This is a genomic window from Nocardioides sp. (genome assembly GCF_016462705.1).
Taxonomy (GTDB): domain Bacteria; phylum Actinomycetota; class Actinomycetes; order Propionibacteriales; family Nocardioidaceae; genus Nocardioides.
In genome coordinates, this window is sequence record NZ_JAEMSS010000146.1 from 1 (window position 1) to 10,950 (window position 10,950).

A 10,950-nucleotide genomic window follows, 5' to 3' on the forward strand; every position below is an offset into this window, starting at 1 on the left:
CCACTGTTAGCCTTCGCGCCCACGAAGTCAGCCACCACGAGCTCGCCCGGGCCGACCCGCTGCGCGGCGCCACCCGGGGGTGGACGACGGTCCGCATCACCATGGACGGGTCACGGCCGGTCCCAGCCGTGCCGGCGGTCCTCGTCGCGACGCAGGGTGACGAGATCGCGCAGCTCGTCGTCGCTCAGCTCGGTCAGCGCGGCCTCGCCGCTGCCCAGCACGGCGTCGGCGAGGGCACGCTTGCGGGTGAGCAGCCCGGCGATCTTCTCCTCGATCGTGCCGCGGGTGACGAGCCGGTGCACCTGCACCGGCTTGGTCTGGCCGATCCGGTAGGCCCGGTCGGTCGCCTGCTCCTCGACGGCCGGGTTCCACCAGCGGTCGACGTGGATGACGTGGTCGGCGCCGGTCAGGTTGAGACCGGTCCCGCCCGCCTTGAGGGAGAGGAGGAAGACCGGGAAGTCGCCGGCCTGGAAGGACGCGACCATCGACTCGCGCTCGCGGATCGGGGTGCCACCGTGCAGGAACCGGTGCTCGAGTCCACCCTTGGCCAGGTGGGCGGAGAGCAGGCGCCCCATCGCGACGTACTGCGTGAAGACCAGCGCGGCGCCGTCCTCGGCCAGGACCGTGCCGAGCAGCTCGTCGATGAGGTCCAGCTTCTCCGAGCGACCGCTCAGCCGCACCGCGCCGGACTGCTTGAGGAAGTGTGCCGGGTGGTTGCAGATCTGCTTGAGCCCGGTGAGCAGCGCGAGCACGAGCCCCCGCCGGGTCACCTGGTCCGCCGGGTCGGCGCGCTCGATGCGCTCCATGGTGTCCTTGACGAACGCCTCGTAGAGGACGGTCTGCTCGCGGGTGAGGCCGAGCGGGTGGTCGGTCTCGGTCTTGGCCGGGAGCTCGGGGGCGATGCCCGGGTCGGACTTGCGGCGGCGCAGCACGAACGGGCTGATCAGCTCGGTGAACTGCCGGGTGACGGCGGGGTCGACACCGGACTCGACCTGCGCGGCCCAGCGCTTGCGGAACGCGAGCCGGCTGCCGAGGAGGCCCGGCGTCGACCAGTCGAGGATCGCCCACAGCTCGGTCAGGTTGTTCTCGACCGGGGTGCCGGTCATCGCGATCCGGGCACCGTGCGGGATCGCGCGCAGGGCCCTGGCCGTGGAGGACCGGGCGTTCTTGATGTGCTGGGCCTCGTCGGCCACGACCAGCCCCCACCGCACCGCCGCGAGGTCCTCGGCCGAGACCCGCATGGTGCCGTAGGTCGTCAGCACGAAGCCGTCCGCGACGGCGTCCAGCGTCCGGCGGCCGCCGTGGAACCTGCGGACCGGGACGCCCGGCGCGAACCGGGCGATCTCGGCCTCCCAGTTGCCGAGCAGGCTGGCCGGGCAGACGACCAACGTCGGCCCGGGGTGGCCGCTCTGCTGCCGGTGCAGGTGCAGCGCGATCAGCGTGATGGTCTTGCCGAGGCCCATGTCGTCGGCGAGGCACGCACCCAGCCCGAGCGAGGTCATCTCGACGAGCCAGGACAGTCCCTGGCGCTGGTAGTCGCGGAGCGTGCCGGCCAGGGCGGCAGGCGGTTCCACGGGGTCGCGGGTCGCCGCACCGAGCAGCCGCTCGCGGACGTCGAGCAGGCTGGCGCCGACCACGACCTGCTCGGCGACCGCGTCGTCGCCCTGGCCCACCTCGACGGTCCCCGTCAGCGCCGCGGCGACCGCGGGGCCTGGGGCGACGGTGCGGATCAGCCGCTTGCGGGCCTTGCGGGCCACCGCCGGGTCGATGACCGTCCAGCTGCCGCGCAGCTTGAGGATCGGCGCGGCGGCCCGGGCGAGCTGGGTCATCTCCTCCTCGGTCAGCGTCTCGCCGTGCAGGGCGACCTGCCACTGGAAGCTGAACATCTGGTCGGGCCCGAAGAGACCGGTCTCCAGGGCGTTGTCCGACGGGGCCACCGAGGCCCGCTCGAGGACCGCGGTGGCGGTGAGGTCGCGGCCCAGGCTGCGCGGCCAGAGGACGTCCACGCCGCTCGCCGCGAGGTCGGCCACGCCTTCGTTGAGGAGGCTGACCAGCTCGTCGGTGTCGAGGGTGATCTGGTCCGGCACCCGCAGCTCGGCCAGCCGGTCCAGGACCGGCCAGGCCTCGGCGGCGGCGCGCAGCGCGATCGCCGCGTGGGTGCGGGCCCGGTCGCCGAACCCATGACCAGAACCGTGGCTCGCCTCCGGACCGGACTCGGTCCAGAGCACCGCGGCGTCGCACAGGTGCAGCGGGTCCTGCTCGTCGTGGACCTGGAGGACCAGCCGCACCGAGCCCGCGACGAGCTCCTCCTCGTCGGCCTCGACCCGCAGCGAGATCCGGACCAGCTGGGGCAGGTCACCGGCGTCGGGCCGCGGCTCCAGGCGCCGGGCCAGCCGCTCGTGGAACGACGCCGGCGCCGGCGTACGCCGTCGAGCCGACGGGGTCGGCGCCGCGCGCGGCATCGCGTCGGCGATCGCGTCGAGCATCGCGCGCACCGTCACCTCGTCGTCGACGCCGTCCCCGACCAGCGACCGCACCCGGTCCTCGTCCTCCCGCCCCAGCGGGCCGGCGCGCCAGTGCGGCACCTGGCCCGCCGCGGGCTCGAGGCGTCCCGCCGCGACCAGGCGGAGCCCGAGCAGCGCGGCCGAGGTGAGCAGCCGGACGCTCGGGTGCAGGTCGTCGCGCGGGTGCGCCTTGGTCAGCACCGGCAGCGCCGCGCGGATCGGCAGGGCCACCGTGCGCCGCTCGTCGCTGAACTCCACGACACCCTCGCGGGGCGGGTCACCGACGCGCAGCAGCGCGGTCCCGGTCACCGGCACGAACCCCACGCCGAGACGGTAGCCCGGACCGTCGACAGGCCTTGACCACGGCCGGAACGGGTCTAGGTTGAGGAGGTTCACGGATCTCTCGGGAGGGGAACCTGTCCATGACCCAGTCCACGCGTCGACCTGCGCCTCGGTCCGTCGAGCGCCGCACCCTGCTCAAGACCACCGCCGGCGCCGCGGCCGCCGGAGGACCGTTCGCCGGCCTGCTGGCCAGACAGGCGGCCGGCGCGCACGAGCCCCCGAACGCAGCGGCCCTGGTCCCGGTCCCGGACCAGCGCGACGGCGCCGTCCGCCTGCATCTCCCGCAGGGTTTCCACTACCGCTCCTTCCACGACACCGAGCAGCCGGTGGTCCTGACCGACGGCACCGCCCTGCCCGGACGGCACGACGGCATGGGCGCGTTCGACGGTCCCCGCGGCAGCTACGTGCTGGTGCGCAACCACGAGGTCAACAACCCCGGGACCGCGTTCGGTCCGAGCACGCCCTACGACCCGATGGCCCGGGGCGGCACGACCACGGTCCAGGTCACCCCCGACGGCCAGGTCATCCGGTCGTTCACCAGCCTCAACGGCACGATGATGAACTGCTCGGGCGGCCAGATGCCGTGGGGCTCCTGGGTGACCTGCGAGGAGACCGTCAACGGCCCCGACGTCGGCCCCGACTTCACCGGCACGTCCAACGTCCCGCTGACCAAACCGCACGGCTACGTCTTCGAGGTGCCCGCGAGCCATCACCCCGGCCAGGGCCAGTCGAGCCGGAGGCCGATCACCCAGGCAGGGCGGTTCGCGCACGAGGCCGTGTCCTTCGACCCCGACGGCGGCCGGCTCTACCTCACCGAGGACAACTTCGGGTTCCCGTCGGGCTTCTACCGCTACCGCCCGCCGCGCTCGGCGATGAAGGCCGGCCGGTTGCTCGACGGCGGCACGCTGCAGATGCTCAAGGTCAAGGGGGTCGACAACGCCCAGCTCGCGGCCGAGCAGGTCACCGGCGCGACGTACGACGTGCAGTGGGTCGACATCCCCGAGCCGGACGTCCAGTACGACCACACCCCCGGCGAGACCGCGCCCACCCCCAACGACACCGCGCTCGTGCACGTCGCCAGCCAGGGCTGGGCGCAGGGCGCAGCCTTCTTCTCCCGGCTGGAGGGACAGGTCTACCGGCGCGGGGTCGTCTACTTCACCTCCACCCAGGGCGGTGGGGCGCCCGAGGCGTCGGCGCCCGCGGCCGACGGCTACGGCAACGGGTCCGGGCAGGTGTGGGCCTACGACATCCGACGCCGCACGCTCACCTGCGTCTTCCAGTCACCGGGACCACTGGTCCTGGACCTGCCGGACAACATCACGACGTCCAAGCACGGAACCCTGGTGGTCTGCGAGGACAGCTCGGGCGACAACTTCATCCGTGGACTGACCCGTCGCGGCCGGCTGTTCGACATCGCTCTCAACCGGCTGCGGAGCGGCTCGGGGGCGGACCGGTCCGGCGACGAGTTCGCCGGGACGACGTTCAGCCCCGACGGTCGGACGCTCTTCGTCAACATCCAGGCGTCGGCGGGGATGTCCTTCGCGATCTGGGGTCCCTGGCGCCGGATCGGGGTCTGACCCGCCTGGCTACGCTTGCCGGATGAGCATCCTCGACGCGAAGATCGCCCGGCTCGACGGCACCCCGACGACGTTCGGCGAGATCACCGGCGGCCGAGCCGCCCTGGTGGTCAACGTCGCGAGCAGGTGCGGGCTCACCCCGCAGTACGCCGGCCTGGAGGAGCTGCACGAGACCTACGGCGGCGACGCGTTCACGGTGGTCGGCGTGCCCTGCAACCAGTTCCTCGGCCAGGAGCCAGGGACGTCGGAGGAGATCGCCGAGTTCTGCTCCTCGACGTACGGCGTCACGTTCCCGATGACCGACAAGGTGGACGTCAACGGGGACGACCGGCACGAGGTGTTCGCCGAGCTGACCAAGGCGCCCAACGAGAACGGCGAGGCCGGCGACGTGACCTGGAACTTCGAGAAGTTCCTGGTCGCCGCGGACGGCACCGTGATCGCCCGGTTCAGCCCCGGCGTCGTGCCGGAGGACCCGCGCCTCGTCGACGCCGTGAAGGCCCTGGCGACCTGAGTCCGCTCAGCCGGCGACCCGGGTGGGCGTGTGATGCCGGCCGATCGGCAGCACCAACGGCGTCCCGCTGACCTCGTCGACGACGACCCTGGTGGCCAGCCCGAACACCCGGTCGACCAGCTCCTCGGTGATCACCTCGGCGGGCGTGCCGGCGGCGACCAGGGCGCCGTCCTTCATGGCGACCAGGTGGTCGCTGTAGCGCGCGGCCTGGTTGAGGTCGTGCAGCACCAGCACGATGGTCCGCCCGTGGCTGCGGTTCAGGTCGACGAGCAGGTCGAGGACGTCGATCTGGTGGGCCAGGTCGAGGTACGTCGTCGGCTCGTCGAGCAGCATCAGGTCGGTGTCCTGTGCCAGCGCCATCGCGATCCAGACTCGCTGGCGCTGACCGCCCGACAGCTCGTCGACCGGACGCTCGGCGAGGTCGACGGTGCCGGTCACCCGCATCGCCTCGACGACGACCGACTCGTCACGCTCCGACCACTGTCGCAGCCAGGTCTGGTGCGGGTGCCGGCCGCGGGAGACCAGGTCGGCGACGGTGATCCCCTCGGGAGCGATCGGGGTCTGCGGCAGGATCCCGAGCTTGGTGGCCACCTCCTTGGTCGACATCGAGTGGATCCGCTGGCCGTCCAGGAGGACCGACCCCGCCGCCGGCTTGAGCAGCCGGGCCAGGGCGCGCAGCAGGGTCGACTTGCCGCAGGCGTTGGCCCCGACGATGCAGGTGACCTTCCCCGCGGGGATGGCCAGGCTGAGGTCGCGGGCGACCTCGACCTTGTCGTAGGCGAGGGTCAGGCCCTCGGCGGCCAGGGTGTGGTGGGCCTGGGCCTGGATCTGGGTGGGTGCGGTCATGCGTCAGCCTCCAGTGCCGATGCGGTTGGAGCGGGCGAGCAGCCAGAGCAGGTAGGGGGCGCCGATGATGCCGGTGACGACGCCCACCGGCAGGGCAGTGGTCGGGAGCGCCTCGCGGGCCAGGACGTCCGCGCCGAGGACGAGGACCGCGCCCACCAGGGCCGCCGGCACGAGAGCCAGGGGGGAGCCCACCAGGCGCCGCGCGATGGGAGCGGCGAGCAGGGCCACGAACTCGACGGGCCCGGCGGCCGCGGTCGCGAGGGCGGTCAGCGTCACGGCCAGCAGGACGAGCAGCAACCGCGAGCGCTCGACCCGGAGGCCCAGTCCCGCGGCGGTCTCGTCGCCCAGCATGAGGAGCCGGAGCGACGGGGCGAGCAGGAGGGTCGCCGGGACCAGCACGACCATCGCCAGCGCGAGGGGCCGGATGTCCTCCCAGGTCCGGCCGTTGAGCGAGCCGGTGAGCCACACGACCGCGGACTGCACGTCGTAGATGCGGGCCTTGGTCAGCAGGTAGGCCGTGCCGGCGTCGACCGCGGCGGCGACGCCGATGCCGACGAGCACCAGCCGGTAGGACGACAGCCCGCGCTTCCAGGCGAGGACGTAGATCGCCGCCGCCGAGGTGAGGGCGCCGAGGAAGGCCGCGACGACGATGGTGTTGCCGCTCGCGTGGAGCACCACGATCCCGAAGACCGCGGCCAGGGACGCGCCCGAGGTGATGCCGATGAAGTCCGGCGACGCCAGCGGGTTGCGGGCCAGGGTCTGGAAGAGCGCCCCGGAGAGGCCGAACGCCGCCCCGACGAGGACGGCCGCGAGCGCCCGCGGCAGCCGCAGCTCGCCGACGATGAACTGGGCGGCCGGGTCGCCCGCCCCGAAGATCGCGGGGACGACGTCGGCCAGCGGGACCCGGAAGTCACCGATCGAGATGGACAGGCAGAACAGCACGAAGGCGACGGCGGCGAGCACCACGCTGACCGAGAGACCGCGGGCCCGGCCGGTGACCCGGGCCCGGCGGACGGTCTGGACGGCCAGGGCGGTCACAGCTCGGCCAGCTTGCGGCGACGGACCAGCATGACGAAGAAGGGAGCGCCGACGACGGCGGTGACGATGCCGACCTGGAGCTCGCCGGGCCGGGCCACGACCCGCCCGATGACGTCGGAGCCCAGCAGGAGGATCGGCGCCAGGACCATGGAGTAGGCCAGCACCCACCGGTAGTCCGGGCCGGTGATCGCCCGCGCGACGTGCGGGATGGTCAGGCCGACGAAGCCGATCGGGCCGGCGAGCGCGGTCGCGGCACCCACCAACAGCACGACCGAGGCGGCCGCGAACGCCCGGGCCAGGCCGACCCGGCTGCCGAGGGACCGGGCGACGTCGTCGCCGAGCGCCAGCGAGTTGAGCACCGGCCCGGCGGCGAGCGCCATCAGCGCGCCCACGACGATGAACGGCGCGAGCTGGGTGAGCACGTCACGGTCCCGCCCGGCGATCGAGCCGACCGCCCAGAACCGGTACTCGTCGAGGGTGCTCTGGTCCATCAGCAGCATCGCGGTCGTCATCGACAGCAGGAACGACGTGACCGCGGCTCCGGCCAGCGCGAGCTTGACCGGGGTCGCCCCGCCACGGCCGATGGCGCCGAGGGTGTAGACGACCACCGAGGCGACCGCGGCACCCACGAAGGCGAACCAGATGTAGCCGAGGGCGTTGCCCACACCCAGGATCGAGATGCCGAAGACGACGGCGAACGACGCGCCGGCACTCACGCCCAGCAGCCCGGGGTCGGCCAGCGGGTTGCGGGTGACGCCCTGCATCACCGCGCCGGCCAGCCCCAGCGCCACGCCCACCAGCAGCCCCGCGATCGTGCGGGGCACCCGCAGCGACCGGACCACGACGTGCTCGTCGTCCGAGGTGGAGGGGTCGGTGAGCGCGTCGATCACGACGCCGACCGGGATCTGCCGGGACCCGATCGCGATCGAGGCGAGCACGACGCCCACCAGGACGCCGAGGCAGACCAGCAGCCACAGCAGCCGCCACGAGCCGCGGCGCACGGCGCCGCGCGCCTCCGGACCGGTCGACCCGCTCGCGCCCTCGTGGGCGCGAGGCGCGGCGTCGGCGGCCAGGGACATGCCCGGCAGACTACCGGGTCAGGTGAGGCTCACCTAAGTTCGCCTAGGGGTGAGCACCCGCCCGGTGATGGGCGGCAGGTCCGCCAGCGTCACGATCCCGGGCTCCGCGGCCACGACGTAGGGAACCGCGTTGGTCACCGGCATCGCGGTGTAGATCATGCCGAGGCCCATGAACCCCGGCTCGGTCCAGTCCGCCGGCGGCAGGCAGTGCAGCACCGTGCGCATGTTGGGCAGGCCGAAGACCTGGATCACGTGGCCGTGCGCGAGCGGCTTCGGCGGCTCGACGTGCGAGCCCATCGTCCAGTTGAAGCCGACGCTGACCACGTTGTGGTCACCCACCCAGCCGCGGTGGTAGCCCATCACGCCGCCGACGGTCCCGGCCGGGATCTGCATGAAGCCGAGGTCGCTGTCGCCGGTCGCCGGCGTGAAGGTGACGTCGAAGGTCAGCCGGTCGAGGGTGACGCCGAGGGCGTCGGCCATCATCGCGGCCGACTCGGCGAAGACCTCGCTCTCCCGGCGTACGGTCTCGGCGAGGCCCGGGGTGTCGGGCGGCTGCGAGAAGCCCATCGCGGTCTGGGTCTCGGCGGACTCGTACGTCGAGCAGTCGACCGACTCGGTGATCACGATCGAGTCGACCCGCTCGCAGGACCCGCTCAGCACCATCCCGACCAGGTTGGTCATGCCCGGGTGCGCGCCGCTGCCGAAGATGGTGCTGCCGCCCTGCTCGCAGGCCTTGCGGATCCGGGCCTGGTCCTCCGGTGACTGCTTGCCACCGGTGATCCAGGCGGCGCTGGAGCACACGTTGACGCCGGACTCGAGGAGTCGCACCAGCTCGTCGATGCTGGGCCAGAGCGGGTTGTAGCAGCAGGCGTCCGCGCCGAGGGCGAGGAGCGCGTCGATGTCGTTGCTGGCCGTGATCCCGGTTGGCTGTACCTGATCTGGGGCAGGCCAGTCGCACAGCTCGGCCGCGTCCTTGCCCACCTTGTCGGCGCCGTGCGCGTAGACACCGACCAGCTCGAGGTCCGGTCGGGACAGGATCGCGTGCAGCGAGCGGCGGCCGATGTTGCCGGTCGTCCACTGGATGACCTTGAGCGGCCGGTCGAACGTCGGGATCGTCATGATCGGCACGGTAGAACGTGTTCTAGTTGTCGTCCAGCCGTCTGTCCAGGATCTCCCGGAGGACCGGCAGCACCCGCTGGTCCTTGGGACGGTTGGCCGCCTGCTTGCTGCGCACGATGTCGCCGAGCGACGCGATCGACACCACGACGCCGTACGCCGGTGTCGGGACCGCGTCCTGCGCCAGGTCCGGGTATCCCGTCGTGCCGGACGGGACGAAGGAGATGTCCAACATCCCGAAGGGCGTCATCAGGTTCCACACACCGACAGCAGCGAGCGAGGCGGCGTCGTGGTCGAAGGACACTCCGTCCTCGACGCCCTCGGCTCTGATCCGCGCATCGAGCTCGCGCAGCGCGTTCGAGAGTCGGCCGAGGTTGGCCGTGTCGGCGCGCGGGACGATGTCGAGGTCGTAGGTCGGGAAGGGCGAGCCGTAGGAGTTGGCCGCCAGACCGCCGATGAGGATGAAGTCCACTTCGTGCCGGACCAGGACCTCGAGCATCGAGCGGGGCTCGAAGTCCGGCCCGCTATGCGCTCTTCCGACCTCGTCCACGGCTTGCCTCTGCCTCTCGGTAGGTCCGGCGGACCTCGTGACCCCAGCGGACCATGCGGTCCATCCGCTCCCCGGGTGGGAGCTTGCGCAGCGCGCGGGCCTGCGCCCAGTCGGAGTCGTCGCGCTCACTCATCATGATGTCGAGGTCCATCCCGCACAGCCGCACCAACCGCAGGACGTCGTCGAACGCCGGCCGGGTCCGGCCGGACTCCAGCCTGGCGATCGCGCTCTGGGTGGTGCCGGCCTTGTCGGCGAGCTCGCGCTGGGTCAGGCCGGCCCGTTTGCGTGCTTCACGGACCAGGTCGTTGCCCATCGTGCCCATAGCACAGATGCTATCAAGTTTGAGACGCCAGGGCGAGTGGCATGACCGCGGCGGCGCCGGCCTTGCGGATCGCCTGCGTCGCCAGCGTCATCGTCCAGCCGGTGTCGACCCGGTCGTCGACGAGCAGCACGCGCGCACCGGCGGGGATGTCGGCCTGCAGGCTCGCCCTCCGCCCGATCGCTGCGATCCGCTGGGCGGAGTTGGCCTGCCCGCGCCCGGGGGGCACGTCGGGGTCGACGATCGCCCACTGGCCCACGACCGGGACCCCGAGGAACCGGGAGAGCCCGGCCGCCAGGTCGCCGGTGAGCGTGGGCCGGGTCGCGGACTCGACCGCGACGATCGCGTCGACCTCGGGGCTCCAGTCCTGGAGGAGGGCGACGACGGCCCGGGCCAGCGGGTCCGGCACCGGACCGTCGGGGGTGCCGGGCCGGAAGAGCGCGCGCAGCTGCTCGCCGTAGCCGAGGTCGGTCAGCCGGGCCACGACCCGGCCCTCCTCGGCGCCGTCGGCGATCTTGCCCTTGAGCTGGATGCCGAGGGTCGGCAGCGCGGACGGCCACATCCGGCGCGGGTTGACCGGCACGCCCGGACGGGACAGCCGCTGGCCCGCCTCCTGCACTGCGGTCTCGGAGACGGCGGCCGACAGGGTGAGACCGCCGCAGTTGTCGCAGCGCCCACAGGGTTCCGCGCCCGGGTCGTCCAGCTGCTCGCGGAGGTACTTCATCCGGCACTCGGTGGTCTCGAGGTAGGCCAGCATCGCGGCCTGCTCGCGCTCGCGGGCCTCGGCGACCCGCGCGTAGCGGTCGGCGTCGTAGGACCAGTCCTGGCCGGTCGCGACCCAGCCGCCCTGCACGCGGCGTACGGCGCCGTCGACGTCGAGCACCTTGAGCATGGTCTCCAGCCGGCCGCGGTTGAGGTCGACGCGAGTCTCGAGGGCCGCGAGCCCCACCGGACCGTCGTGCTCGGCGAGCGCCTCGAGCGTCTCGCGCACCTGCTGCTCACGGGGGAACGACAGCGAGGCGAAGTAGGCCCAGATGTCGCGGTCCTCGAGCGCCGGCAGCAGCACGA

General features: G+C 72.7%; 10 protein-coding genes. 2 read left to right on the plus strand and 8 right to left on the minus strand.

Annotated elements, in window-relative coordinates; all coding sequences use genetic code 11:
* Nucleotides 1-110 precede the first annotated feature (110 nt).
* Complete coding sequence (locus JHD21_RS16490; RefSeq protein ID WP_292677405.1) at nucleotides 111-2,828, minus strand: DEAD/DEAH box helicase; 2,718 nt, start codon at nucleotides 2,826-2,828, stop codon at nucleotides 111-113.
* A 98-nt stretch (nucleotides 2,829-2,926) separates the two neighbouring features.
* Between JHD21_RS16490 and JHD21_RS16495 the strand changes: the two genes are divergently transcribed.
* Together JHD21_RS16495 and JHD21_RS16500 are read left to right on the plus strand one after the other, a co-directional pair.
* Nucleotides 2,927-4,423, plus strand: coding sequence for an alkaline phosphatase PhoX (locus JHD21_RS16495; RefSeq protein WP_292677406.1), 1,497 nt, complete (start codon nucleotides 2,927-2,929; stop codon nucleotides 4,421-4,423).
* A 22-nt stretch (nucleotides 4,424-4,445) separates the two neighbouring features.
* Nucleotides 4,446-4,934 (plus strand): glutathione peroxidase, encoded by a 489-nt coding sequence (locus JHD21_RS16500; protein ID WP_292677407.1) that lies wholly within the window; start codon nucleotides 4,446-4,448, stop codon nucleotides 4,932-4,934.
* 6 nt (nucleotides 4,935-4,940) lie between these two features.
* On the opposite strand, the gene JHD21_RS16505 is transcribed toward JHD21_RS16500, so the two are convergent.
* The 7 genes from JHD21_RS16505 to JHD21_RS16535 form a co-directional block, all read right to left on the minus strand.
* Complete coding sequence (locus tag JHD21_RS16505) at nucleotides 4,941-5,780, minus strand: ABC transporter ATP-binding protein (RefSeq protein WP_292677409.1); 840 nt, start codon at nucleotides 5,778-5,780, stop codon at nucleotides 4,941-4,943.
* A gap of 3 nt (nucleotides 5,781-5,783) precedes the next feature.
* Nucleotides 5,784-6,818, minus strand: a complete 1,035-nt coding sequence (locus JHD21_RS16510; RefSeq protein ID WP_292677411.1) for an iron chelate uptake ABC transporter family permease subunit — start codon at nucleotides 6,816-6,818, stop codon at nucleotides 5,784-5,786.
* The gene (locus tag JHD21_RS16515) at nucleotides 6,815-7,897 is read right to left on the minus strand and encodes an iron ABC transporter permease (protein ID WP_292677414.1); all 1,083 of its coding nucleotides are present in this window, start codon (nucleotides 7,895-7,897) and stop codon (nucleotides 6,815-6,817) included. Before JHD21_RS16515 ends, JHD21_RS16510 begins: the two co-directional genes overlap by 4 nt.
* Nucleotides 7,898-7,930: 33 nt before the next feature.
* Nucleotides 7,931-9,016 (minus strand): hypothetical protein, encoded by a 1,086-nt coding sequence (locus JHD21_RS16520; protein ID WP_292677416.1) that lies wholly within the window; start codon nucleotides 9,014-9,016, stop codon nucleotides 7,931-7,933.
* A gap of 22 nt (nucleotides 9,017-9,038) precedes the next feature.
* Nucleotides 9,039-9,512, minus strand: coding sequence for a hypothetical protein (locus JHD21_RS16525; RefSeq protein WP_292677418.1), 474 nt, complete (start codon nucleotides 9,510-9,512; stop codon nucleotides 9,039-9,041).
* A gap of 25 nt (nucleotides 9,513-9,537) precedes the next feature.
* Nucleotides 9,538-9,885: a helix-turn-helix transcriptional regulator gene (locus tag JHD21_RS16530; RefSeq protein WP_292677420.1), complete on the minus strand. Its 348-nt coding sequence runs from the start codon at nucleotides 9,883-9,885 to the stop codon at nucleotides 9,538-9,540.
* 13 nt (nucleotides 9,886-9,898) lie between these two features.
* Nucleotides 9,899-10,950, minus strand: a 1,052-nt coding sequence (locus JHD21_RS16535; RefSeq protein WP_292677422.1) for a RecQ family zinc-binding domain-containing protein, incomplete at its 5' end; no start/stop codon positions are given.